Source organism: Kibdelosporangium aridum (assembly GCF_900176515.1).
Classification (GTDB): domain Bacteria; phylum Actinomycetota; class Actinomycetes; order Mycobacteriales; family Pseudonocardiaceae; genus Kibdelosporangium; species Kibdelosporangium aridum.
Window position 1 is genome coordinate 67,106 of sequence record NZ_FWXV01000007.1, and the last position, 23,813, is coordinate 90,918.

The 23,813-nt window shown below is 66.6% G+C and carries 21 protein-coding genes; 9 read left to right on the forward strand and 12 right to left on the reverse strand.

Features of this window, described 5'->3' with window-relative positions; genetic code table 11:
* The first annotated feature begins 4 nt into the window (after positions 1 to 4).
* Entirely contained in the window at positions 5 to 958 is a 954-nt protein-coding gene (locus tag B9C43_RS33840; RefSeq protein WP_084430867.1) for a TIGR03557 family F420-dependent LLM class oxidoreductase, read from the forward strand.
* Between the two features lie 59 nt (positions 959 to 1,017).
* Here B9C43_RS33840 and B9C43_RS33845 read toward each other — a convergent pair whose 3' ends face one another.
* The 6 genes from B9C43_RS33845 to B9C43_RS33870 form a co-directional block, all read right to left on the reverse strand.
* On the reverse strand, positions 1,018 to 1,737 hold the full coding sequence (locus tag B9C43_RS33845) for a metallophosphoesterase family protein (RefSeq protein ID WP_200825813.1): 720 nt from the start codon (positions 1,735 to 1,737) through the stop codon (positions 1,018 to 1,020).
* Positions 1,734 to 1,901 (reverse strand): hypothetical protein, encoded by a 168-nt coding sequence (locus B9C43_RS33850; protein WP_327223868.1) that lies wholly within the window; start codon positions 1,899 to 1,901, stop codon positions 1,734 to 1,736. The genes B9C43_RS33845 and B9C43_RS33850 overlap by 4 nt, the downstream gene beginning before the upstream one ends.
* Complete coding sequence (locus B9C43_RS33855; protein WP_051896694.1) at positions 1,885 to 2,553, reverse strand: nucleotidyltransferase family protein; 669 nt, start codon at positions 2,551 to 2,553, stop codon at positions 1,885 to 1,887. Before B9C43_RS33855 ends, B9C43_RS33850 begins: the two co-directional genes overlap by 17 nt.
* Before the next feature lie 68 nt (positions 2,554 to 2,621).
* A complete protein-coding gene (locus B9C43_RS33860; protein WP_084430868.1) occupies positions 2,622 to 4,565 on the reverse strand; it encodes a S8 family peptidase in 1,944 nt (647 codons plus the stop codon).
* 172 nt (positions 4,566 to 4,737) lie between these two features.
* Positions 4,738 to 5,676, reverse strand: a complete 939-nt coding sequence (locus B9C43_RS33865; protein WP_084430869.1) for a DNA polymerase domain-containing protein — start codon at positions 5,674 to 5,676, stop codon at positions 4,738 to 4,740.
* Positions 5,673 to 6,614 (reverse strand): phosphotransferase, encoded by a 942-nt coding sequence (locus B9C43_RS33870; RefSeq protein WP_235039014.1) that lies wholly within the window; start codon positions 6,612 to 6,614, stop codon positions 5,673 to 5,675. The genes B9C43_RS33865 and B9C43_RS33870 overlap by 4 nt, the downstream gene beginning before the upstream one ends.
* A gap of 73 nt (positions 6,615 to 6,687) precedes the next feature.
* Here B9C43_RS33870 and B9C43_RS33875 point away from each other — a divergent pair, with 73 nt between their 5' ends.
* The 3 genes from B9C43_RS33875 to B9C43_RS33885 all read left to right on the forward strand — a co-directional run bounded on the left by B9C43_RS33875 (position 6,688) and on the right by B9C43_RS33885 (position 10,245).
* The gene (locus B9C43_RS33875) at positions 6,688 to 7,500 is read left to right on the forward strand and encodes an SAM-dependent methyltransferase (RefSeq protein WP_033388157.1); all 813 of its coding nucleotides are present in this window, start codon (positions 6,688 to 6,690) and stop codon (positions 7,498 to 7,500) included.
* A 187-nt stretch (positions 7,501 to 7,687) separates the two neighbouring features.
* Complete coding sequence (locus B9C43_RS33880; protein ID WP_084430870.1) at positions 7,688 to 8,230, forward strand: TetR/AcrR family transcriptional regulator; 543 nt, start codon at positions 7,688 to 7,690, stop codon at positions 8,228 to 8,230.
* Positions 8,227 to 10,245, forward strand: a complete 2,019-nt coding sequence (locus tag B9C43_RS33885) for an ABC transporter ATP-binding protein (protein ID WP_407657144.1) — start codon at positions 8,227 to 8,229, stop codon at positions 10,243 to 10,245. Before B9C43_RS33880 ends, B9C43_RS33885 begins: the two co-directional genes overlap by 4 nt.
* Here B9C43_RS33885 and B9C43_RS33890 read toward each other — a convergent pair whose 3' ends face one another.
* Positions 10,246 to 13,350, reverse strand: a complete 3,105-nt coding sequence (locus B9C43_RS33890; RefSeq protein WP_235039015.1) for a S8 family peptidase — start codon at positions 13,348 to 13,350, stop codon at positions 10,246 to 10,248.
* 90 nt (positions 13,351 to 13,440) lie between these two features.
* Here B9C43_RS33890 and pdxR point away from each other — a divergent pair, with 90 nt between their 5' ends.
* Together pdxR and B9C43_RS33900 are read left to right on the forward strand one after the other, a co-directional pair.
* Positions 13,441 to 14,802, forward strand: coding sequence for a MocR-like pyridoxine biosynthesis transcription factor PdxR (gene pdxR / locus B9C43_RS33895; protein WP_033388170.1), 1,362 nt, complete (start codon positions 13,441 to 13,443; stop codon positions 14,800 to 14,802).
* 60 nt (positions 14,803 to 14,862) lie between these two features.
* Entirely contained in the window at positions 14,863 to 15,444 is a 582-nt protein-coding gene (locus B9C43_RS33900) for a class I SAM-dependent methyltransferase (RefSeq protein ID WP_235039016.1), read from the forward strand.
* Here B9C43_RS33900 and B9C43_RS33905 read toward each other — a convergent pair.
* Together B9C43_RS33905 and B9C43_RS33910 are read right to left on the reverse strand one after the other, a co-directional pair.
* On the reverse strand, positions 15,426 to 16,904 hold the full coding sequence (locus B9C43_RS33905) for a serine/threonine-protein kinase (protein WP_084430873.1): 1,479 nt from the start codon (positions 16,902 to 16,904) through the stop codon (positions 15,426 to 15,428). The genes B9C43_RS33900 and B9C43_RS33905 overlap by 19 nt on opposite strands.
* Before the next feature lie 35 nt (positions 16,905 to 16,939).
* Positions 16,940 to 18,808 carry an N-6 DNA methylase gene (locus tag B9C43_RS33910; RefSeq protein WP_200825814.1) on the reverse strand — a complete coding sequence of 623 codons (1,869 nt, stop codon included), beginning with the start codon at positions 18,806 to 18,808 and terminating at the stop codon, positions 16,940 to 16,942.
* 146 nt (positions 18,809 to 18,954) lie between these two features.
* Between B9C43_RS33910 and B9C43_RS33915 the strand changes: the two genes are divergently transcribed.
* Entirely contained in the window at positions 18,955 to 19,716 is a 762-nt protein-coding gene (locus B9C43_RS33915) for an AfsR/SARP family transcriptional regulator (RefSeq protein ID WP_084430875.1), read from the forward strand.
* Positions 19,717 to 19,791: 75 nt separating this feature from the next.
* On the opposite strand, the gene B9C43_RS33920 is transcribed toward B9C43_RS33915, so the two are convergent.
* Positions 19,792 to 20,700: a C1 family peptidase gene (locus B9C43_RS33920; protein WP_200825815.1), complete on the reverse strand. Its 909-nt coding sequence runs from the start codon at positions 20,698 to 20,700 to the stop codon at positions 19,792 to 19,794.
* Positions 20,701 to 20,827: 127 nt separating this feature from the next.
* Positions 20,828 to 21,139, reverse strand: coding sequence for a hypothetical protein (locus B9C43_RS33925; RefSeq protein ID WP_084430876.1), 312 nt, complete (start codon positions 21,137 to 21,139; stop codon positions 20,828 to 20,830).
* Positions 21,140 to 21,242: 103 nt separating this feature from the next.
* On the opposite strand from B9C43_RS33925, the gene B9C43_RS33930 reads away from it, so the two are divergent.
* The gene (locus tag B9C43_RS33930) at positions 21,243 to 21,740 is read left to right on the forward strand and encodes a SigE family RNA polymerase sigma factor (protein WP_084430877.1); all 498 of its coding nucleotides are present in this window, start codon (positions 21,243 to 21,245) and stop codon (positions 21,738 to 21,740) included.
* Complete coding sequence (locus tag B9C43_RS33935; RefSeq protein WP_084430878.1) at positions 21,740 to 22,738, forward strand: LCP family protein; 999 nt, start codon at positions 21,740 to 21,742, stop codon at positions 22,736 to 22,738. Before B9C43_RS33930 ends, B9C43_RS33935 begins: the two co-directional genes overlap by 1 nt.
* On the opposite strand, the gene B9C43_RS33940 is transcribed toward B9C43_RS33935, so the two are convergent.
* Positions 22,731 to 23,792, reverse strand: coding sequence for an aldo/keto reductase (locus tag B9C43_RS33940; RefSeq protein WP_084430879.1), 1,062 nt, complete (start codon positions 23,790 to 23,792; stop codon positions 22,731 to 22,733). The two genes, B9C43_RS33935 and B9C43_RS33940, sit on opposite strands and share 8 nt — an antisense overlap.
* Positions 23,793 to 23,813 lie beyond the last annotated feature (21 nt).

Genomic DNA, 23,813 nt, shown 5'->3' on the forward strand with positions numbered 1-23,813 from the left:
CCGCATGCGCATCGGATACACGTTGATGACCGAGCAAGCCGGTCCGAAACAGCTGGTCGAGCACGCGATCAAGGCCGAAAACGCCGGATTCGCGTTCGAAGTGTCCAGTGACCACTTTTTCCCTTGGCTCGCCGAACAGGGCCACGCGCCCAACGCGTGGACGGTGCTCGGCGCGGTCGCCCAATGCACCGAACGCGTCGAATTGATGACGTACGTGACCTGTCCGATCATGCGGTACCACCCCGCGGTGGTCGCGCAGCAGGCCGCGACGATGCAACTGTTGTCCGACAACAGGTTCACCCTCGGCGTCGGCTCGGGCGAGAATCTCAACGAGCATGTCGTCGGGCGCGGCTGGCCGCCTGCGAACGTCAGGCATGAGATGCTCGCCGAAGCGCTGCAGATCATCCACGGCCTGTTCGACGGTGGTTATTTCAACTACAACGGCACGCATTTCCGCGTCGACGCGGCGAAACTCTGGGACCTACCGGACGTCCGCACTCCAGTCGGTGTAGCGGTGTCCGGCGAACAGTCGATCACGCATTTCGCGCCGCTGGCCGACCACATGATCGCCGTCCAGCCGCAAGCCGATCTCTGCAAGCGGTGGGACGAGCAGAAATCCTCGCCGACCCGCAAGATCGGGCAGATGCCCGTCTGCTGGGATCCCGACCGCGACGCGGCGATCAAGCGGGCGCACGAGCAGTTCCGCTGGTTCGGCGGCGGCTGGAAGGTCAACGCCGAGCTACCGGACGTGTCCAGCTTCGCCGCGGCGACTTCGTTCGTCCGGCCGGAGGACGTGGCCGAGTCCATCCCTTGTGGACCGGACGTGCGCCCCATCGTCGAGCAGGCCAAGCAGTTCGCCGACGCCGGGTTCACCGACCTGGCGATCGTGCAGATCGGCGGCGATCACCAGGACGGCTTCCTCGAGTTCGCGGCGGACAAGCTATTGCCCGCTCTCTGACCCAAGAATGGACACAGCACACGGCAAAGCTGAACCGTTCGCGAGCTGGCAACGAACAGTTACTGCCCGCCCTCGACGCAGTACACAGCAAAAGCTGAACCGATCACCGGCTGGGCGACGTTGCGGACACGCACGCCGCCCGCCGTGACGCCCTGTTCGGTGCCGAAGTGCGCGTGACCGTGGATCGCGAGGTCCACATTGGTCTCGTCGATCACTTCGGCGAGCTGGTAGCAGCCGAGGAACGGGAAGATCTCCGGCGGCTCGCCGCGCAGCGTGTCCGCGACCGGCGAGTAGTGCGTCAGCGCGATCTTGATGTCGGTGTCCAGTTCGGACAGTGTGGCGCGCAGCCGGTCGGAGATCTCGACAGTGTGCTGGATGAACGCCTTCATTTCCGGCTCACCGAACACACTGCCGGACTTGCCCGCGAAGCCGCCGCCGAAGCCCTTCACCCCGCCGATCCCGACCGAACACTGCCCGATCCGCAGTGTTGTATTGGTGCCCTCGAGCACCCGGATACCGCGCTCGATCAGCAGATCGGCGATCTCGACCTGTTTGTCGCTGTGGTAGTCGTGGTTGCCGAGCACAGCGATCACCGGCACCGGCAGATCAGCGAACTCGTCCGCGACGACCTGCGCCTCGTCCAGGCTGCCGTGCCTGGTCAGGTCACCCGCGAGGAGCAGAACGTCCGCGTGGTCGCCGAGCCTGTCCAGTGCGGGACGCAGGCGGCCGCGCGCGTCCTCGCCCAAGTGCACGTCACCCACTGCCGCGATCCGGATCACCTCAACTCCTCCCGCCTGGTCGGCTCGTCGGCGCAGACGACCCGGATGTCGTTGTGGATCACCAACTCGGGTGCCACGTCCTTGATCACTTCGGATACCTCCGCACGGCGTTGCTCGGTGGCCACGTCCCCGCTGACCACGACGTGGTCACCCCGTACGGTCACGCGCACGCCCTGCTCGGCCGTTCTGGGATCCTCCGCGAGGCTCGTGCGCAGGCGCGCCACCAGATACTGCGGCGGGGTCATCGCTCTGTCTCCCTTCCACGTCGTCCGTAATCGCCAACCGGTCGCACAGCAACAGGAAGGCCTCCGCATACGGCGACTGCATGGTCTCTGCCCGAACCCGCGGCCAGTCGATCTGCTCGCGCAACGCGCGTGCGATCGGCAGCAGTGCCGCCAGGTCACAACGGTGCACCTCGAGCGCCAGCAACTTGCCGATCATCACGTCGGTACCGGTCTGCACCCGCATCACCGTCGGCCCGACCCGCATCTCCTCGGCCTCGTCCAGCATCTCCGGTGTCACCTGGCGTTCGTTGGCGCGGAAGATCAGGTCGACCAGCCGGTCGCCGTCGTAGACCTTGGTCAGCCACTCCTCCGGCGGATCGGCGGCCCGAAATCCCGCGCCCACCAACGCCCGCACCGCGGTCGGCACGTCCTCTTCGAGGATCAGGATGTCGACGTCGTGCTCGGTCTCCGGCCCGCCGCGCGCGTACACCGCGCAGCCTCCGGTCAGCGCGAACCGCACACCGGTCGGCCGAAGTGCGCTCGCCACCTTGGTGACAGTCCGTATCAACGCATCCTGGACATCCGAACCCATACCCCATACGTACCCGCGCCCCGCGTGGACAAATCCACGTGGGGCGCGGCTGATCGACTACCCGGAGGTCAGCTCACGTCAAGTGAGACGTCGTCGACGACGAACGACGTCTGCAGCGAGATGTCCTCGGTGCCGGTGAAGGTCAGCGTGACCGTCTGGCCGGCGTACGCGCCGACGTCGAAGGTGCGCTGCTGGTAACCAGCGGCTTCGTTCAGGTTCGAGTACGTGGCCAGTGTGTTCGAGCCGAGCTGGACCGTGAGTTTGTCGTACTGGACCGACCCGGTCGTCTCATCGGAGTCGATGTGCAGCCAATACGACAGCCGATACGAGGTGCAGCCGGCCGGGATGGTCACCGACTGCGAAAGCCGGTCGGTGCGGATGAAGCCGTAACCGTTCAACCAGGCGCTCCACGTACCTGAGTGTGCCGGCTGGTCGGTGCCGTGCTGCCCGATCACACTGCTGGTCGCGGTCCACGACGCCGCACCAGACTCGAAGCCGGGGTTGGCGATCTTCTGGCCCGCTCCCGTGCAGCCGCCGACCGGGTTGACCGTCCACGTGAAGGTCGCGCTACCGGCCTTGCCAGCCGTGTCGGCCGCAGTCGCGGTCACACTGTACGTGCCCGCGGTGCTCGGCGTGCCGGAGATCAGCCCGCCGCTCGAAATCGCCAAGCCGGGCGGCAAACCGGTGGCCGACCACGTGTACGGCGGTGTGCCGCCGGACGCGCTGAGTTGCAGGTTCACCGCGGTGCCAACGGTCGTGGTCTGGTTGCCGGGGTTGCTCACCGACGGGTTGCCCGGTCCGGGATCACCGGCGTTGGTGAACAGCAAGCGGTTCGGCGACCCGGTGCCCGGGTTGCTGATCTTGTTCGGCGACGAGTTGTTGATCAGCGCGGTCTGTACCGCGGCGGCCGAGTCGGTCGGGTGGTCGGCCAGCCACAGTGCCGCGCCACCCGCGACGTGTGGCGTGGCCATCGAGGTACCGCTGATCGTGTTGGTCGCCGTGTCGTTGGTGATCCACGCCGACGTGATGTTCACGCCTGGCCCGAAGATGTCGGTGCACGTGCCGAAGTTGGAGAAGGAGGCACGGGCGTCGTTGATGTCCGACGCGTTCACAGTGATCGCCTCGGCCACCTTGGCCGGCGTGAAGTTGCACGCGTTCTGGTTGGAGTTGCCTGACGCGATCGCGTACGTCACGCCAGAGGCGATCGAGTTGCGGACCGCGTTCTCGGTCGCGGTGTCCGAACCGGCGGCGCCAAGGCTCATGTTGGCCACGGCCGGTTTGACCGCGTTCTGCGTCACCCAGTTGATGCCGTTCACGACCTGAGCGAACGAGCCGGAACCCTGGCAGTTGAGGACCTTCACGGCCACCAGCTGCGCGCCCTTGGCGACACCGTACTGCGAACCGCCGATGGTCCCGGCGACGTGCGTACCGTGCCCGTTGCAGTCGGTGTTGTTGGTGTCGATGGCGTTGAAGCCCCACGTGGCCCGCCCACCGAACGTGCTGTGCGAGATGCGGATGCCGGTGTCGAGGACGTACACGTGCACGTTGCTGGCGGTCGTGTTGTACGTGTAACTGTTGTCCAGCGGGCGATCCCGCTGATCGATCCGGTCGAGCCCCCACGAAGGCGGATTGGGTTGCGTGTCCGCGATGCTGACGACCGCGTCCTGCTGGACGTAATCGATCCGCGGGTCGGCAGCCATCCGCCGCGCCTCGTCAGCGGTCATGGCGACAGCGAACCCATTCAACGCATGCTGCCACGCGACCTTCACCTGGCCGCCATACTTGGCCGTCAGCTCACGCGCGGTCTGCGCGGACCGAGCCTTCGGCGACGCACTGTCCTTGATCTGAACGATGTAGCTGTCCTTGATGGCACCGGCACGATCAGCGCCGAGCACCTGTCCCACCGCGGCCGACGCCGGTTGCGCGACCGCGATGGTTAACGCCAGGGCCGTTGTGGCGACCACACCCAATCCGACGGCACGCCGCCGTAAGGGCACAGCAAGGGTTCGCATGGCAGGGTTCTCCATCCGTGATGAGCAGGGAACGGACGCGGACGGATGCGTCCACAGCAGACCATTGTCAGCCCGCGAACGGCCAAACAGACCCCGCAGCTCAACCGGTTAACGCCTTCGGACCAGCGAAGTCACTCCCTTGCCTAACCCGGTCATCCAGAGTGACCTGCCTTCACTCGCTCTGCTTGGCCCGCTTGCGGCGTTTGCCTTCGTGCATCGCTTGGACGCGGGCAATGGGAATGGTGTGTCCTTCTTCGATCAAGTCGTCGCCAAGGCGTTGCGGCGCAGGCATGTTCGCCGCCCACGGGTCGCTGTCACCGAGCAGCGATACGGTGTTATGCACCGTGAAGTCTCCCGGGGACACGGATTCCAAGTCGTCCCAAGGGATCGGGAACGATACCGGCAGGCCTGGCCGCATCCGTGGACTGTATGCCGCCACCACCGTCGCGCCGCCCGCGCGGGTCGAATCGAGGAAAACCTTGCCGTGCCGGTCTTCCCGGATGAACGCGGTCGTCGCAAGGTCTGGATCGATGCGTTCGGCGCGCGCGGCGAGGGCGCGGGTCGCGGCCGCGACGTCCTCGATGCCATGGGGTTGCAGCGGCACGAAGATGTGCACTCCCTTTGCCCCACTGGTTTTCACCGCTCCGCTCAGCCCTGAGTCGGTCAGTGCCTGGCGGACCAGGTGTGCGGCTTTCACCACCAGCTCGAAGTTGTCGCCCTCCGGCGGGTCGAGATCGAGGATCATGTGGGTCGGATGATCCGACTCTGCCTTGATCAGCGCCGGGTGGTACTCCACGGCGCGCTGATTGCCGAACCACAACAAGGTTTTGCGGTCGTTGCACAGTGCGTACGAAACCTCCCGCTGGGAGGACGCCGCCCACAGTCGTACCGTCTGAACGAACGACGGCGTGTACTTCGGAACGTTCTTCTGCATGAACGGTCCTTGGCCGCGCAGGATCCGGATCACCGACAGCGGTCGGTCGGCCAGCACCGGGATGATCCGGCCGGCCATGGCGTCCAGGTAGTCGACCAGGTCGCGCTTGGTCGCCCCGTCGAACAGCGATTGGTCCAGATTGGTCAGCTTGACGCCGTCCCGCTCCTCATCGCTCATTGGGTCACCTTAAGCCAATGGTCCGACAGAAGGCCGGAAAGCGTTTCCAGCGGGGCGGTCGCCCACTTGCCCGGGTCGGACGCCAACGCGCGTTCCCACACCAACGTCCGCGCGACCAAGCCAAGCCAGCACGCCAGATCCAGGTGCTCGACGAGCTCTCGGTGTGGTGCGAGGTCGTTGAAGGCCTCCAGATAGCTGTCGCCCAACCGTTCGGCCGACGCCGGATCGACGTCCATGGCCTTCACGACGACAAGCATGGACGCGAAGGGATGCGCCACGACGCTGTCACCCCAGTCGTAGAACTTCACGCGTCCGCCCGACACGAACACGTTGCCCACATGCAGGTCGTTGTGGTCCAGGCTGGCCAGGCCGCCCAGTTGAGCGCAGCGCTCCACCACCAGATCACGCCGCGCGACGATCCGGTCGACCAGTTCCTCGGAGTGCAGCCGACGGCGCACCGCGGCCACGGCCTCGTCGAACCGCTCAGGCAGCACCTCGGCGCGCATGTCCACAACACCTGCCCCCAGCAACCGGTTGACGTGCGGGGACAGCCGCCGCTGCAGTTCGCCGTACTGCGGCAGCACCTTCATCATGCTGTCGAACGGGTCCGCTGTACTGCCGCGCAGGGACGTGCCGCCGTCCGGCAGGACCAGCCAGCCGCGTTCGACGTCGAGCGCGATCGGTTCCAGCACCCATTCCGGCGCGACTTCCCGGAGGACGTCGTACAACCCGACTTCGAACACCGTGGCAGGCCCTGGCGCCTTCACCCAGATCACGCCCGCGGACGTCGGCGCGGTGAGCACAGTTCCCCACGGCCGCACCCGCGGCTGCGTGAGCTCGCCTATGCGCCTGATGCCCTGGGCGGCGAGCTGCTCGTCGAGCCACGATTCGACGAGTTCACGCCACGCCGGACTGGTCCATACCTTCGCTGACGTCACCGGACCACCGTGACAGATGATCATCACATCGGCCTGCCAATTACGGTCCGAGCCAAGCCGATAACCTTGTGCCATGTCCAAGAACCTGCCCGAGATCGATCCGACGACCCCGAGCATCGCCCGCGTCTACGACGCCTTCCTCGGCGGCAAGGACCACTACGAGGTCGACCGGCAGGTTTACCAGCAGATTCTGCAGATCGCGCCGGAGTCGGCCAGGACAGGCCAGGAAGCCAGGTACTGGCTGATCCGGGCGGTGCGGTTCCTGGCAGGCGGTGCGGGCATCGACCAGTTCCTCGACCTGGGCTCGGGCCTGCCGACCGCGGAGAACACCCACCAGGCCGTGCAGCGGATCAACCCCGAGGCGCAGGTCGTCTACGTCGACAACGACCCCATGGTCGCCGCCCACGGGCGTGCCCTGCTTGAGGAGAACGACCGCACGCGCTTCGTGGTCGGTGACCTCCGCGAACCCGAGGAGATCCTGCAGGACCCGATCGTCAGCCGCTACCTGGACTGGACACGGCCGATGGCGCTGATCCAGTGCAACACGCTGCACCACGTCGCCGACCAGGACGACCCGGCCGGCGTGATGGCCAAGTACATCGATGCGCTGCCGTCAGGGTCGTACATCGCGATCTCCCACCTCTTCGACCCGGCCGACGGCAGCTCCCGCGCCGCGCTCGCCCAAGAGGCCCAGGCCAAGTTCATGGCGCTGATGGGCACATGCGTGTTCCGCACCCGCGAGCAGGTCGAGTCGTTCTTCAAGGGCACCGAAATCGTCGAGCCCGGCCTGGTCCACCCCTTCGAATGGTGGCCGGACGGCCCGCTCACAACCGCCCGCGTGGACGGCGACTACCTGCTGATCACCGGCGTCGCCCGCAAACCCTGACCCACGCCTGGCCGATTGATGCAGCAAGCCAGGATGGGTCCACGCCTGCCCAAGGCTTGACGAGGCGCTCGGCGGATCTCTGACATGGCCTTCGCCCAGGTCAGGGCTAATCATTTGACGGAGTGAGCGCTCACTCCGCACACTGGGTGGCATGACAGAGATCTCTGCCAGGCGAAGGGCGCCTGGAATGACCCCCGAGAAGCGGCGGGCGATGATCGTGCAGGCTGTGCTGCCGCTGTTGGTCGAGCACGGGGCTGCGGTGACGACGAGTCAGATCGCTCGGGCGGCGGGTATTGGTGAGGCGACGATTTTCCGGGCGTTCACTGACAAGGACGAGTTGTTGGCCGCGTGTGTCGAGGAGGCGTTGCGGCCGGACTACGCGGTCGCCGCGATTGAGGCGATCCCACTGGACGTTCCATTGGCTGACCGGCTTACGGAGGCGGCGTCGGCGTTGGGGGCGCGGTTGGAACGGATGGGGGCGTTGTTCGGGGCGTTGCGTGCGTCGGGATACAAGCGTGAGCGTGGGCCGCACAAGCGGCGGCCGGGTGACGACGCCATCAGGGATGCCGTCGCCGAGCTTTTCGAGCCTGAGCGGGACTCGTTGCGGCTGCCGCCGGAGCAGATCGCCGCGATGTTCACCGGGCTGCTGATGATGCGCGGCCGGATGGGTGACCAAAAGCCCGATATCGAGGCCATGGTCGACGTTCTGCTGCACGGGGTCGCCCGATGATGCCGGGTGGTGGTTTCGAGTCGATGATGCTGCGGCGGCGCCGGAACCGGCTGCAGCCGCAGACCGTGGCCGACAGTGGGCTGACCGGGCCGGTCGAGATCCCGGATCCGGCCCCGCCGAACCAGCCCAACGACTTCAAGTCCCGATACCAACGGCTCAGCGAGTCGGTGAAGGGGACCGCGAAGGCGTTACCCCGCGTCTTCCGTTTGTCCTGGCAGGCAAGCAGACCGCTGACCATCACGCTGTTGATCGTCACTGTCGTGAGTGGACTGATCCCCACCGCGACCGCGTACGTGGCCAAGATCCTGATGGACGCCGTCGTCGAGGCGATCCAGATCCACGGGTCCACCCGGCCCGATCAAACAGTCCTGTACATCCCGATGGTCGGCGATTTCACCGTCACCTCGGTCGGCAAGATCGTCGGTATCGCCGCGTTCCAGCTGGTGATCTTCATTCTCCAGTCGGTCGCGACCATGCTGACCACCGTCAGCCAGCAGTTGTTGCAGGAACGGATGACGCTCTCCATCCGGCACCAGGTGATGGCGCACGCCAGTAGGCTGCACCTGTCGTTCTTCGAGGATTCTGCCTCCTACGACCTGCTGCGGCAGGCCGACCGGGAAGCGCCGATGCGACCGATGTCGATGATGAACTCCGCACTCGGGCTCGGCCGGATGACGATCACCTTCAGCAGCATGATCGTCCTGCTGATCACGGTGAGTCCGTTGCTGGCCTTGGTCGCACTGCTCGCCCCGGTGCCGCTGTTCATCTCGCAGTCGAAGTACGGCGCGCAGTCGTTCATCCTGAACTACATGGTCTCGCCGATCCGGCGGCGGATGGACTATCTGTCCTCATTGGTCACCACGGACACGTATGCCAAGGAGGTCAAGCTCTTCGGCCTCGGCCCGTATCTGGTCGACCGGTTCGAGCGGCTGGGCAAGGTCTACTACGAACGCCAGCGCCGGATGATCCGCAAGAAGAACGTGGCAGGCACGTTATGGGGACTGATCAGCACGGTCACCGGCTCAGCGATCTACCTCTACATCGCGCTCAGGGCCGTCTCCGGCGAGCTGACGTTGGGTGACCTCGCGCTGTACACCGCGGCAGCGGCCTCGGTGCAGTTCTCGGTCGGCGGGTTGTTCAGCAGCTTCTCCGGGATGTACGAGAACAATCTCTACCTCGACACGCTGTATCGCTTCCTGGGCACCAAACCTGAGATCGACCGGCCCGAATCCCCTGCCGCGATGCCGCAACCGTTGCGTGGGCACATCACGTTCGACCACGTCTCGTTCGCCTACCCTGGCGCGGAGGAACCCGCTCTCAAGGACGTCAGCTTCGACATCCAACCGGGTGAGACCGTTGCCGTGGTGGGCAAGAACGGCGCGGGCAAGTCCACATTGATCAAGCTGCTGTGCCGGCTGTACGACCCGACCGGCGGGCGGATCCTCCTTGACGGCGTGGACATCAGCACGCTGGACCCGGACGAGCTGCAACGGCGGATCAGCGCGGTGTTCCAGGACCACGTCAGCTACCAGGCGACAGCGTCGGAGAACATCGGGCTCGGCGACCTGGAACACCTCGCCGACAAGCCACGGATCGAGCAAGCGGCCGACCGGGCGGGCATCGCCACCCGGATCGAACGCCTGCCGCGCGGCTACGACAGCCCACTGGGCCGGTGGTTCGACGAAGGCGTCAGCCTGTCCGGCGGCGAGTGGCAGAAGATCGCGCTCGGCAGGGCGTTCCTGCGGGAGGCCCCGATCCTGGTGCTCGACGAGCCGACCTCCGCACTGGACGCCCAAGCCGAGCACGACCTGTTCGTCCGGTTGCGTCAACTGGCCGAGGGCCGCACGACGCTGTACATCTCGCACCGGTTCTCCACGGTCCGCCAGGCCGACCGGATCATCCTGTTGGAGCACGGAAAACTGGTCGAGCAGGGCACGCATGCCGAGCTGATGGAGCTGGACGGCGGGTACGCGGAGCTTTTCACCCTGCAAGCGTCCGCGTACCTCGACGCCTGACTACTTCAGCCCGAACGCGTCAATGACGGTCTGGTTCACCGAGTTGCCCGCGGAGTCGCGTGCGGAGGCACGCAACGACACCGAAGCCGCGTCCCGCGGGTGACCGATCACCGTGTACCACTTGCCACCGAACGACACCAAGGGCGCGGCTCGCCAGGTCGCGCCCTTGTCATGGGACACCTCGACCCGAGTGGGCCACGCTTCGCCCTTGGTGTTGTGCCCGGCCGAAACCGGGACGATCGTCGGAATCACGCGCGACGCCCGGCTGAACTCGTCGAGCGATGGCGTGAACCGAACGGTCATCAGCGGCAACGGCTGCGGCACCGGATCAGTCACGGTGTCCGACTGGAACGTGAAGTCGGCTACCACCTTGCTGCTCAACGTCCTGTCCCGAGTGGACTCGACGTGCAGCCGGTACGTGGCTTTGCCCGGCGGAACCTCGAAAAGCCCGCCGCCCGCACCCGGCCGGGTGGCGATCTGCACCTCGTCGCGGTACAGCGTCGAGGTCCCGGTGTTGGGCGAGTAGCCCTCGCGGTTGGTCCCCGAGTCGCTGTACATCGGGATCGAGAAGACCATCGTGTCCGCGTTTCTGCTGGCGTATCGGAACGGCCTGAACGAGTTCTCGGGTGTGACCGGGCCGAACACACCTTGGTTCCAGTGCTCCACAGTGGATCTGGTGAAGCCGCGCGGCTCACTGGTGAAGATGTTCTGGACCGGGTTGCCGTCCACGTCTCTCTCGGAGAAGGAACTGTGCCAGCCGACACCCGGGGAGTAGAGCTCATCCAAGGAGTACGGCAACGGTTTGTCGAACAGGCCTTCGCGGTCGCCCTTCGTACCTGGGCGAGTCGCGGCGTGCATCGAGCGCACCTTCACCAGGTCCCGATCCCGCACCTTCAGCACGGGATTCGCGGGAACCTTGCCGTCCGTGTCGCCGCGGACGTTGTACAGCAACGATTCCCCGGCGAACCGCCCGCCGGCCGAGTACCGGAACTCACCCGGCGCGGACGTCGTCGAAGGCCGGACAACCACGTCGCCGAACTCCGACCGCACAGCGCTGTCGAGCGTGCCCCACGCCATCTTGCTGCTCAGTTCGACGAAGGTCTCGGCCGGCCGCAGCCCGGTCCGGTCCAGCGTCAGGCCAACAGGTCTGGCATCACGGGCATCCAGCTTCAGACTGACGTCCTTGCTCAGGTCCAGTCCCGGCTCGGTCATGATCACCATGGGCCGATCAGCCTGGCGGAGCTGGGCCTCAAGGAAGTACTTCCCCTTGGGCAGCCGGACAGTCAGGCTCCCTGACGCGTCATACCGTTGGTACTGGTACGGATTGGCGAACGAGATGATCCGCATGGCGTAGTCCGGGGTCGGCTTGCCGTCGAACCCGATGAACTCCAGCTTCGCGTCGTAGCTCTCCGGTTCCCGTGTGACCGAGATCGGCGTCCGCAGGTCTCCTGCCGTGACAAAGCCGCTGTACAAGCCGTCAGCGGCGGTCACGGTCGTGTCGACCACCATGGAAGCCTGTGCCTGACCGCCTGCGGGAACGACCAGCGTGGCGGGCGAGACGGTGAACATGCCCGCGGGTGCGGGTCTTCCAGCCGGGTCGCGGACATCGACGCCGAAGGTCAGCGACACGTCCGAAGTACCGGAATTGGTGTACGTCAGCACGTTGGTGATCGGCTTGTCGTCGGTGTGCGGCCACCGCACAACCCCGTTGCTGACACTGGCAGGCGCGGACCGCACGGTCTGCGACACGGCTTTGGCGACGTCGACCCGCCCGGAGCCCTGCTCGAAGATGGACACTCCCGGCTGCGGCTTCGCACTGTTCATCAGCGCCGCCTTGAGCTCGGCGGCCTTCCACGCCGGGTGCTGCCCGGCCAGGATCGCCGCGGCCCCAGCCACATGTGGCGCGGCCATGGACGTCCCGGACATCATCAGGTGGTGCTCGCCGATATTGGGCAGCCGGTCGGCCAGGAAGCTCCCCTTCGCCTTGGCAGCGACGATGTCCACGCCGGGCGCGGTGATCTCCGGCTTGATGGCGTTGTCCTGGAACCGAGGCCCACGGCTGGAGAACGGCGCAAGCACGTCCTTCGAGTCCACTGCGCCCACGGTCAGCGCGGCATCGGCGGCAGCCGGTGACCCGACCAGATCGCCGTTGTTGCCCGCCGCGATCACGAAAAGCGCACCGGACTGGGCGGTCAGCGCGTTCACCGCCTGCGACACCACATCCGTGCCATCACTGGGGATCTCGCTGCCCAAGCTCATGTTGATCACGCGTGCGCCGCTCGTCGCGGCCCACTGCATCCCGGCGATCACCCCGGATTCGGAGCCGCTGCCGCGGTCGTTGAGGACCTTGCCGACAACGAGCCGGGTGTCCGGCGCGACGCCGGTGTACTTCTCGTTCCTCCCCGTCACGATCGACGCGACATGGGTGCCGTGGCCGTGCTTGTCCTCGGTTCCCGACGGGCTGTCGGTGAAGTCCTTGGCATCGGCCACCGCGTCGAGCAGATCAGGGTGTGTGCTGTCGATCCCGGTGTCCAGCACGGCGACCTTGGTGTCCTTGCCGGTGAACCCGGCCTGCCACGCCGCCGGTGCCCCGATCTGCGGGACACTCTTGTCCAGCAAGGCTTTGACCGGGCCGTCCAGCCAGATCCGGCTGCTGTGCCGGGATTTCCAAAAGCCGGAATCCTTGGCGACCTTGACCGCGCTTGCGCCGATGCTCGGCAACGACCGCGCGCCAAGCGTTCCGCTGACGATCAACGGGATGTCCGGCCGTGCCTCGTCGCCGAAGCCGTGCTTGATCAGCTGACTGACGTTGAAAAGCCGAGGATCGAGCTGCCCGGCCCGCAGACCGCTCAGCGCGTCGACCGGCGTGACGTGCACATCGCCACGGGTGTCCCGCTGGGTGAGGAACTGGATCCGCTCGCGTCCCTTGGCAGGGCGCACGCTCGCGCCGCCTGCGCCGCCGAGGATGACTTTGTCTCCGGTGACCAGGGTGATCCCCTGGCTGGGTTCCGCGGGCCGCGCCGACGGTTCAGCATGCGCCGCAGGAACTGACAGGGATACCGCGATCAGTGCACCGATCACCGCGCGGCTCGTGTATGTCTTCATCGAGTACTTCATTACCGGTTCAGACACCGTCGATGGTCATTTCCCAATTACCACATAAGTCGCACTTGTCCACGGGTAGAGTGCTTTTCCATGGCAGATGAGTGGTCCAGTTCGCTGGACGTTCACCTGGATTGGACCCCGGGGCTCGGCCGGAAGGGACTCGCGAAAGCGGTCCGCCAGGCGATCCGGGACGGCCGCTGGCGTCCTGGATCGGTCGTGCCGTCGACCCGGGCGCTGGCGCATGACCTAGGCGTGGCACGGGGAACGGTCACTCGCGTCTACTCGGACCTCGCGGCCGAAGGCTACCTGCAGACGAGCCAGGGAGCGCCGACACGGGTCGCGACCGCGGGCGCGCAGCCGTTGACGCAACCACGTCCGATCGCCTCGCGGGAACCCGCGATGCGGTGGAACCTGATGGCGGGCAGGCCGGACGCCGCACTGTTCCCGCGTGACATCTGGCTTGCGTCGACCAAACGAGTACTGCAGCACACGCACAACGAGACCTTCGGTTACGGCGAGCCACGCGGTTCTTCCGTGCTGCGGGCGACTTTGTCGGCATACCTCGGCCGAAGCCGTGGCGTGCTGGCAGATCCGGCACGGATCGTGATCTGCTCGGGGTTCGCGCACGCGATGACTATTCTCGGGAACGCACTGCAAAGCGTGGGTATCCAGGAGATGGCATTCGAAGACCCGTCCTTCAACCGATTCCGTGATCTGGCAGGCGCCACCGGGCAGAAAATCGTCGGCGTTCCGGTGGACGGCAACGGAATGCGGATATCCGAACTGACAAGTCCGGCTGTTGTGGTCACTCCGGCGCACCAATCACCAATCGGCGTGACCATGTCGCCGGACCGACGGGCGACGCTGACGCAGACCGGCGCCGTGATCGTGGAAGACGACTACGACGGCGAGTTCCGCTATGACCGTCAGCAGGTTGGCGCGCTGCAGGCACTGGCACCGGAACGCGTGATCTACGCGGGCACAGCGAGCAAAACCCTGGCGCCTTCGCTACGGCTTGGCTGGCTGGTGCTGCCGCGGTCGCTCGTCGACCCGGTCATCGCCGCACTGGCCACGAGTGGGGCGCAGCCTTCGTTGCTGGATCAGTTGACTCTCGCGGACATGATCAGTACCGGGGCTTACGACCGGCACGTGCGACGTTGCCGAATCGAGTACCGCTCACGCCGGGACCGGCTCGCCGCCGCGCTCCCGCAACACCTGATCCCCCAGGGGATCTCGGCCGGGTTGCACCTGATGGTGCCGTTGTCGGAGGCCGCCGAGGCACAAGTGCCCACAGTGGCTCGCCGGCATTCCCTCGCCGTGGCCACGGTCAGCCCGATGTCCATGGGAGAGAAACGGCACGGGCTGGTGGTCGGGTACGGCGCGTCGTCCAAGAACGCCTTCGGCGGGGCGCTTGACGCTCTGCTGAATGTCCTGCGTGAGCTGCAAGACTGACGCATGCGCCTGACGAGCCAGGAAGAGCTCCTCCGTTCAGACGTCGTCGCCAACAGAGCGATGAACAGAACGAGACCGCTGAGAGGCAGGGACAGCTACGAGACAGCGCTGGCACTGGACATCATCGGGCTGAAGCCCAAGACGTGGCTGGACCTCTGCTGCGGAAGCGGGACGGCGCTCAACGAAGCAGCGATCATGCTGCCGGAAAGCCGGATCACCGGCGTCGACCTGGCCGGGCACTTCATCACCAGACCGGCGGCCAACCTCACCCTGATCGAAACACCGCTGGAAACCTGGGAGCCGCGGAGCAAGTACGACCTCATCACCTGCGTGCACGGGTTGCACTACCTCGGGGACAAGCTGGGCACCATCAGCCGGGTGGCTCAGTGGCTGAAGCCCGAAGGCCTGCTGGTGGCCAACTTCGAGACGGCGGCCATCCGTGACCACGACGGAAACCCGGTGAACCTGACTCCAGCGCTGAAAGCAGCGGGCTTCAGCCACAACGCGAAAACCAAGCGAATACGCAAGCAAGGCCCGGAGACCACGCCGTTGCCGTGGAAGTACCTAGGAGCGGACAAGAACGCAGGCCCCAACTACACGGGCCAGCCCGCAGTCCACTCCTACTACCAGACCCACGGGTAGGGCTTACCGAGCCTGCGTTGCCGCATCAGCAACCCGGGAAGCAGGAACGCCAAGCAGATCGCCGCCCCGCGAACCGGCGAGTCGATGTAGAGGAACGGGTTGCCGTTCACCGTACCGCCGATCATCTGTCCGATGTAGACGGCCGTGCACAGCCCGCCGATCACGAGCATGACGCGTTCCAGGATCTTCTCCCCCAAGCCGGTGCGCCGGGGACCGAGCACTCGTTTGCCGAACGGCCCGAGTGACCACAGGAAACGCAACTCGAGTCGCCGCTTGCGCATCCACAGGCCAATGAACAGCGGCAGCGACACGACGAAGAACGTGAACGCCACGTCCGGCACGGGCACACCGGTCACCAGGTCGTCGACGTAGGTCATGACCCCCAGCAAGCCAAAGGCCAGCAGAAACGACTCGCCGATCCGCCGTGGCGCGGAATCACGGAGCAGCACTTGGGGCCCTGCCGCAGCAGGAGTGACCATCGTGCCCGCGGGAGCGGCAGCCGGTCGGACGACCGGGATCGTCGGCATGTCCACGGGCACAGCGGAAGCAGAGCCGGACGGCGGCCGCGGCGCAGCGAGTTGATCACGGAACGGCCGGGTCGGGTCCATCGGGATCAACCCACCGCGGGGCGGCGGGATCAGGGGTAACAGGACGTCGTAGACCTCGTTGGCGGAGGCGGGCCGATGGTCCGGCTGTTTGGCGAGCAACCGTGTGATCAGGTCAGCCAGTCGCGGATCGGCGTCCGGACGTAGCGACAACACAGGCTCAGGGGTGTCGTTGTAGTGCCGGTGCATCATCGCCAACGCCGTGTGGGCGTCGAAGACGTACCGTCCGGTCACCAGTTCGTACAGGACACAGCCGAGCGAGTAGAGGTCGCTGCTGGGGCTGGTTTGCCCGTGCATGGCTTGCTCTGGCGCCATGTACGCCGGTGTCCCGACTGTCTCCGCAGTACGGGTGATCCGGGTCATGTCGACGTCACGCAGCACGGCGATGCCGAAGTCGAGGACCTTGACCTCACCGGTGTCGGTGATCATCACGTTGCGGGGCTTGAGGTCCCGGTGAACGAGCCCGGCCGCGTGCGCCGCGGCCAGAACCGAGGCGATCTGCGCGCCGATCGCCGCCACCCAGGCCACCGGCACCGGCTCGTGCTCCGCTTGGAACTCCGCCAGGTCCGCACCGGCGATCAGCTGCATCACCACGTAGAGGTCGTCTTCGTCCTGGCCGGTGTCGTACACCGCCGGCACGCCGGGGTTCTCCAGCTTCGCGGTCAGCCGGGCTTCCCGGTCGAACCTGTGGATCAACGCCTCGACGTCGGCACCGGCAGGCAAAGTGTTGGGGCGCAGCAGCTTCACCGCGACGTCGCGGTCCAGCCGGTAGTCACGGCCGAGCCACACCTCGCCCATCCCGCCGCGGCCAAGCGGCCGGACGAGCTCGTACCGATCACCGACAACCCGCTGCACAGTACCGATCCCTCTCTGGGCCAGTCCTCTCCGGCCTAGTTCCTCTCCGGTGCCACCAGCCCGTCGACCAGCCCGTCCACAGTGGCCTGGATGACCCGCTCGGCAAGGCCGGCGGCCCGGCCGACAGCGGTGCCGAAACTCCCCAGTGCGGAGAAGACTGCCGCATACCTGCGCTGGTCGGCCAGTGGCATTCTCGGGACCTCACATCGTCGCACGTCCAGCCGGGCGGCCGCGGACAGGTGGGCGCTGGCCTGCCGGGAGTTCGCCGAACCGCTGAGAAACCCGGCGAGGAACCACGGGTCGAGCACCTCGGGATTGGGCCGCAGCAGACAGAGGCCTCGGCCGAGCACTGCGCCCGTGTCGCTCACGACGCGCGCGACCAGCTTATGGCCCGCCGTCGGCATGACGACGTCGCCGGGCTGCACGCGCACGGCGGATGCCGCGAGGTCACGCGAGATCCGTCGGGACGCTGGCCGGTCAGCGAGCACATCGGACAGCTCCAGCAACGGGACCGCGTCGCCGGTGGGTGATGTGGGAGCGTCCGAGTTGAACAGTGTCAACGCGCCGGTCTTCATCAGCTCGGCGACCGTGGTCATCACGCGGTGCTGCTGGCCGCGTCCGGTCCAGTCCAGTGTCGGCAGCAAAGGCGGCAACGCGCTGAGCCGGGTGGTGAGCTCGCGGTGTCCGGCGAGCAGTTTCTCGGCTGTGTCGGGTGCGGACGAGATCGGCAGGTTACGGGCCGGGGTCAGGTCCACCTCCTCGCCCAGCAGGTCAAGCACGGGGATCATGCGTGACACACCTGGCTCGTCCTCGGCCGCTCTGTCCGGCGCGTCGAACGCGCGCCACGCGGCGATCGCACGCGCTGCGGCCTCGTCCCACTCCGCAGTGGTCGCTTCGAGAACAAGAACCTGTGGATCGGCGGGCTGCCCTGGTCGACGCAGCATCCATAGGTGGACGGGGCCGGGCAGCGCGAGCACCGCCCGCAACGCGCCGCGCCGCAGCAACTCCGCACGGATCCGACGGCCTGAGCGTCGGGCTGCCACCGACGGCGGCATCAGCATGGCGATGAGTCCGCCTGGTTTGACGTGCGCCAACGCATGCTGCACCCAGGCCAGTTCGGACTCCATCCGCGGTGGGATGCCGTACTCCCAGCGCTCATCGTGCAGGAGTTCCTCGTGCCCCCACTGCCGTTCACCGACCGGCGGGTCGCATACGACCGCGTCCACGAGCCTGCCGTGATACGCGTCGTGCAGCAGTGAATCCGCCGCCTTGACCTCGACCTGCACGCCCCGCAGGGCCAGCCGGACCTCAGCCAGCGACGCCAGCCCAGGGTCGATCTCCTGGCCGAGGCAGTGCACCGGCCCACCGGTCCGGCCCGCGACCGCGGCCAGCAGGGTTCCGGCACCGCAGGCCGGATCGAGGACCATCCCGCTGGACAGGCCCACCAGCTCGGCGACCAGCCGCGCCATGTCCGGCGACGTCACCGCCATCCACCGGGCATTGGCCTGCACGAACCGCTCCCACAGCGCCTCGGCTGTGGCCACTGGGCCGTGCTCGTTGGCCAGTGTCGCCACTTCGTTCAGCAGCGCGGGAGCGACAGGATTGCCGTCCGAGCGTCGCAACAGGAACGCCCCGATCGCGGCCAGCACGTCGGCGGGTTCCTGGTCGCCGCGATGGGCCTCCAGCAGCTGCCACAGCCGCTCCCATGGCGAGACTGCCTGCAGTTTGCCCTGCTCACGTAGCCAGCGCTCGACTTCGGAAAGGGTGAACAGCGGGCTGTTCGGGGTGCCACCCACCGGAGCGGGGAAGTCCTCGTACCGCCGCCGCCAGTTGCTCACCGCGGCCCGGCCGACTCCGGCCAGCCTGGCGATGTCCGCGGCCGTGACGGCAGCCTCGTTCGACACCGGCCCGCTCCTTCCAAGTTCACACGTCGTGTGGACGGAAACATATCGCATCCACAGAACTCGTGTTGACAGAGTTCACACGAATGTGGTCCGATTTCGCCGCAACACCGAAACGGAAGACGGAACTCTGACAGGGAGTTGGGGTCATGACTACCGCCACGATCGACCGCACCGCCAATGACGAGCTGAAATTCGGCGTGCTGGGACCGCTGACCGTGTCGGCAGCCGACGGTTCACTGGTCGCGCTGCGAGGCACCCGGCTGCCCGCGTTGCTGACCGAGCTGTTGTTCCACGCCAACCGCTGGGTGCCGATGAGCAGGCTCGTCGACGTGCTGTGGGGTGACACCCCGCCCAAGTCGTACGTGTCGAACCTGCACACGTACATCCACCGGCTGCGTGGCCGTGGCATCCCGATCGAGCAGGTCGGCGGCGGCTACCGGATCACCGTCGACGTCACCGGCCTCGACCTGCTGACCTTCCAGGCCGAAGCGGACGCGGGCCGTCAAGCCGTCCGCCGGGGCGACTACGAAGCCGCCGCACGGCACTTGCGGTCCGCCCTGCGGCAGTGGCGCAGCGCGGACATGTGCGCGATCGACCAGCCACACCTCGAACTGGAGGCAGCGAGGCTGGAAACCGAACGCATCGCGGTGGTCGAGGAGTGCATCGACGCCGAACTCGCCTGCGGCAAGGCCGGTGAACTCCTCGGTGAGCTGGACATGCTGGTGCGGCAGTACCCGCTACGGGAACGGTTCGCCGCGCAGTACATGCGCGCGTTGGCCGCGACGGGCAGGCGGGCCGAGGCACTGGAGATCTACCAACGGTCCCGCCATGCCCTGGTCGACCAGCTCGGCATCGAGCCGGGCAGGCAACTGCGGCAGGTGCACGAAATGATCCTCAATGGACAGTGAAAAGAACGACGCTGTGAACCGCGACATGGGCTACGCCCGCAACCGCGACATGAACTTCGGTGACCGGGACTGGAATCACTCGTCGAACGACGCGGTCTCGATCCACTCCTGCGCGGTCATCGCCCACCAGTCCTCGGCGAGACCCTTGAGCACGTACTCGTACGGCAGCCAGCCGTAACCGTTGTCGCCCCACGACTCGCCCCACGAGTTGCGGATCAGGAACGCACCCTTCTGCGACTTGCCGTCGACCGGGTTCTTGATCGTCCGGTTGTCGTCGTAGCCGACCGCGACGATCGCGTGCCCGCCCTGGACGTTCTCCCCCTTGGCGGGATAGGGAATCTCCCCCGGCTTGTCTGGCCGCCGGATGCTTCCGTACACCGTGAACCCGAACATGGACGGCACCCCGGCCGCGAGGTGTTGACGAACCGTGGCAAGGACTTGTGGCCCCGAGGCACCCGACGGGTCCAGCCGGAAGTACGTCAGCGCTTGGAAGTTCTGGGCGAACGCGAAGCTGAACGCGGGCGGGTCCTCCTCGAACCTGGCGATCTCGTACGGCCAGTACCGCTCCGGCGGAACGCCGAACAACGCCAATGCGCCCATGGTGCTGCGCAGATATGCCCCGGTGTCCCCGGTCAGCCCGAGGTACTGGCGGGTCACCTTGTACAGGAACAGCCTCGACATCTCCATGTACTTGCCGAAGGAGCGACGTTGGAAGTACTCGACGATGCCGCACGCCGCGTTCGCGGTGCAGGAGCCGATCGTCTCCTGGTCCTCGACCGGCGAGAACCACTCACGCAGGTCGACCTTGTCCGGTGGCTCAGCCGCCGAGTCACTCGCCAGCGCCTGCAACGCCGGGGATGCGGATGACGCCAGTAACTTGCGGACCTCTGGCGAGTCGTACGTCAGGTCACGGACGTCCGGCCGGTCGGGCAGCCAGCCCATCCCGGTCACGTCGGTCCGGCCAGGCAGCGAAATCGTGTCCATGTCTCCCTCACAGGTGTTGTCGGACGGCGATATCGCTGTAAGAGGGACCATCCGGCCGTCAGATACTCCATTCGGCCGAATTGTGCCCAAACGGGCATGAACGCCCCGGACTGTCCCGACTGGGTGGTCAGTCGAACCGCACGTGACGAACCTGGGTCCAGGTCCGACGCAGCTGACGGCGCAACGAACTGCCCGTGTCGCGCTCCAGCCGGACACCCGCCGACGTGGCGATGTGCTCCGCCACTTGGGAGATCGACCGGGAATCGGTCCAGACGTGCATGTCCTGGAAGTCCTGCCGCAACGCGCGTGGGGTCATCCGGTGCAGCCCGAACCCGACATGCTCGGGGTCGCACACCACACTGCCGGGCAGCCGCCGGTGGATTTCGTACGCTGTCTGCGTCTTGCCGCCGCCGAAGGGGCCGTTGATCCAGATCAGCACCGTCCGACCCTCTCACAGGTGATCCACGTCACAGCGTTCAACACCTGCGGGGCGGTTCGGGTTTCCCGGCTGCATTCGACACATCGAGCAGAAGGGAGCGGCGGTGCCGGACGGCTTCGACCAGTTCGTCACTGATCGTCTCGATCGGCTGTTGCGCTACGCCACCGCGATGACCTGTGACCGGTATCTGGCACAGGACATCGTGCAGGAGGTGTTGCTGCGGGCGCAGCGGCGGTGGGCACGGATCGAGTCGATGGACGCGCCATACCTCTACGTCAAGCGGATGGTGACGAACGAGTACCTGTCCTGGCGTCACCGCAAGGCCGCCAGGGACATCGCGTCCCCGTCGCGGACGATCGACGCGTTGACGCCTCCGGTCAGTGATCCCGCGGTGCGGCACGCCGAACGGGACGCGATGCGCGCGAGGATCGCCGTGCTGCCGCGTAAACAGCGGGCCGCGCTCGTGATGCGTTATTACGAGGACTGCACCGACGCGGAGATCGCGACCGTTCTGAACTGCACGGAAGGAACCGTGCGCAGCCACATTTCCCGCGCGCTCAAGGCTCTGCGCGCGGACGACCGGGTCATGGAGGTGCTGTGATGACCAACGATGAACTGCTGATCCGCCAGGCGATCGCCGCGGAGGCCGAGCAAGCGGTCGATTCTGGCACCGTACTGGCCAACTTGCGGCAGGGCGCCAAACCTCGCCGCAGGCGGGTCTGGATCGTGGCCGTGGCGGGTGGCGCCGTGGCCGCGGGCATCGCCGCCGTGGTCATCCCGTTGACCGCGGCACGAGAGGCGGCGCCGCCCGCGACATCCGAAACAGTCACCCCGCCACCGGTCAGCACCGAGAAAAGCCTGCTGTTGCTGGGTATCGATGGCTTCGACCACCCCGACGCCATCGTCCTGGCCCGGTTCGGCACAGACGGTTCGATCCGTGCCGTGTCGTTGCCACGGGACACAGGCATCAGCCCAGGCAGCAAGTTGAACAGCGCCTATGCCAAGGCGGGCGGGGGTGACGCCGGCGCGAGGGCCACGGTGGCCGAGGTGGAAAAACTCACCGGAGTCCGGGCCGACCACTACGCCACGGTCGACATGGCCCAATTCCCCGCGCTCAGCTCAGCGATCGGGGGTGTGGAGGTCTGCCTGAGAACAGCGGTCAAGGAGAGGTACTCAGCCGCGGATTTCCGAGCAGGCAAGCAAATCCTGTCCGGTGCGCAAGCGTTGGCGTTCCTTCGGCAGCGCCACGGGCTGCCCAACGGCGACCTCGACCGCATCGCCCGCCACCAGGCGTTCCTCCGCGGACTGATCACCAAACTGAGCGACTCGGACCTCCAGCAGCTGACCGCCCTGTTCGAAGTGCTCAAGCAGACCGTGCACACCGATCCGCAGCTGCCGCTGATCGACCTGGTACGCGCGCTGACCAGCACATCCAGCGTGGCACTCGGCACGATTCCATGGACCTCCGTCGACGGATACCAGGGCATGCTCGTCGTCGACCCGAGCCAGGTGCGTCAGTTCACCGCTGACTACCTCACCGGCAAACCCGCGACCACGGCTCCCCCGGCGTCCGCCCCGTCCGACGGCTGCGTCAACTGACCCAGTACCCAGCGGGCTTGTCACCCACGTTCGGGCCGATGAGCTCCGCCTGGGCAGCCGGGTGGAACAAGGCATACGGTCCCGGCAACGTCAGGGCGCTGGCCTCGTCGAGCAGTTGACGCGCGTCCGCTGGGATCTCGAAGTCCAGCGCCGCCATGTTGCTCGTCAGCTGGTCGGCGCTGCTCGCGCCGATGAGCGCGGCCGCGATGCCCGGCTGGGTCGCCGCCCAGTTGATCGCGACTTGGGCCATGCTGCGGCCCAGCCCGTCGGCGACCTTCTCGACGGCGGCGACGATCTGCCACTCGCGGTCACCGAGCGCCCGGTATCCGGGGCTCTTGACGAGGCGGCCGTCGCCGTCGAGACCGTCCTTGGACGGGCGGTACTTGCCGGTCAGCACGCCGCCGGCGACCGGCCCGAACCCGGTGATGCCCATGCCCAGGTTCTGCGCCAGCGACACGTATTCGAGCTCGATGTCCCGCGATATCAACGAATACGGCAGCTGCATGCCGATCATCGGGGTCAGCCCGTGTGCTTCGGCGTACGTCTGGGCGCGCGCGGCGTACCAACTCGGCACGTCGGACATCCCCGCGTACCGGATCTTGCCTGCCCGCACGAGGTCGTCGAAGGTCCGCACGACCTCCTCGACCGGTGTCATCCGGTCCCAGATGTGCAGCAGGAACAGGTCGATGTAGTCGGTACGCAGCCGCTTCAGGGAATCCTCGACCGCCTTGACCATGTGCTTGCGGCCGTTGCCACCGGCGTTGGGATCGGTGGGGTCGATGGTGTTGGTGAACTTGGTCGTCAGCACGACCCGGTCCCGGACACCGGCTTGCTCGAGCAGCTTGCCGATGATCTCCTCGCTGTGGCCCGCGGTGTAGAAGTCGGCCGTGTCGACGAAGTTGCCGCCCGCGTCCAGGTAGGTCCGCAGAATCGGCCGGACCTCGTCCTCGGTCTTGCCGTATGCCGCGTGATAGCCCCGCGTGCCGAAGTTCATCGTGCCCAACGCGACCCTGCTGACCCGCAGACCCGACTTGCCGAGCAGGTAGTACTGCATCTGGTTCTCACCTCATGAATG

Coding starts and splice junctions, on each gene's coding strand:
- B9C43_RS33840 (WP_084430867.1), top strand. CDS start 5: ATGCGCATCGGATACACGTTGATGACCGAGCAAGCCGGTCCGAAACAG.
- B9C43_RS33855 (WP_051896694.1), bottom strand. CDS start 2,553: ATGGGTTCGGATGTCCAGGATGCGTTGATACGGACTGTCACCAAGGTG.
- B9C43_RS33860 (WP_084430868.1), bottom strand. CDS start 4,565: ATGCGAACCCTTGCTGTGCCCTTACGGCGGCGTGCCGTCGGATTGGGT.
- B9C43_RS33865 (WP_084430869.1), bottom strand. CDS start 5,676: ATGAGCGATGAGGAGCGGGACGGCGTCAAGCTGACCAATCTGGACCAA.
- B9C43_RS33875 (WP_033388157.1), top strand. CDS start 6,688: ATGTCCAAGAACCTGCCCGAGATCGATCCGACGACCCCGAGCATCGCC.
- B9C43_RS33880 (WP_084430870.1), top strand. CDS start 7,688: ATGACCCCCGAGAAGCGGCGGGCGATGATCGTGCAGGCTGTGCTGCCG.
- B9C43_RS33885 (WP_407657144.1), top strand. CDS start 8,227: ATGATGCCGGGTGGTGGTTTCGAGTCGATGATGCTGCGGCGGCGCCGG.
- B9C43_RS33890 (WP_235039015.1), bottom strand. CDS start 13,350: ATGAAGACATACACGAGCCGCGCGGTGATCGGTGCACTGATCGCGGTA.
- pdxR (WP_033388170.1), top strand. CDS start 13,441: ATGGCAGATGAGTGGTCCAGTTCGCTGGACGTTCACCTGGATTGGACC.
- B9C43_RS33900 (WP_235039016.1), top strand. CDS start 14,863: ATGAACAGAACGAGACCGCTGAGAGGCAGGGACAGCTACGAGACAGCG.
- B9C43_RS33915 (WP_084430875.1), top strand. CDS start 18,955: ATGACTACCGCCACGATCGACCGCACCGCCAATGACGAGCTGAAATTC.
- B9C43_RS33920 (WP_200825815.1), bottom strand. CDS start 20,700: ATGGACACGATTTCGCTGCCTGGCCGGACCGACGTGACCGGGATGGGC.
- B9C43_RS33935 (WP_084430878.1), top strand. CDS start 21,740: ATGACCAACGATGAACTGCTGATCCGCCAGGCGATCGCCGCGGAGGCC.
- B9C43_RS33940 (WP_084430879.1), bottom strand. CDS start 23,792: ATGCAGTACTACCTGCTCGGCAAGTCGGGTCTGCGGGTCAGCAGGGTC.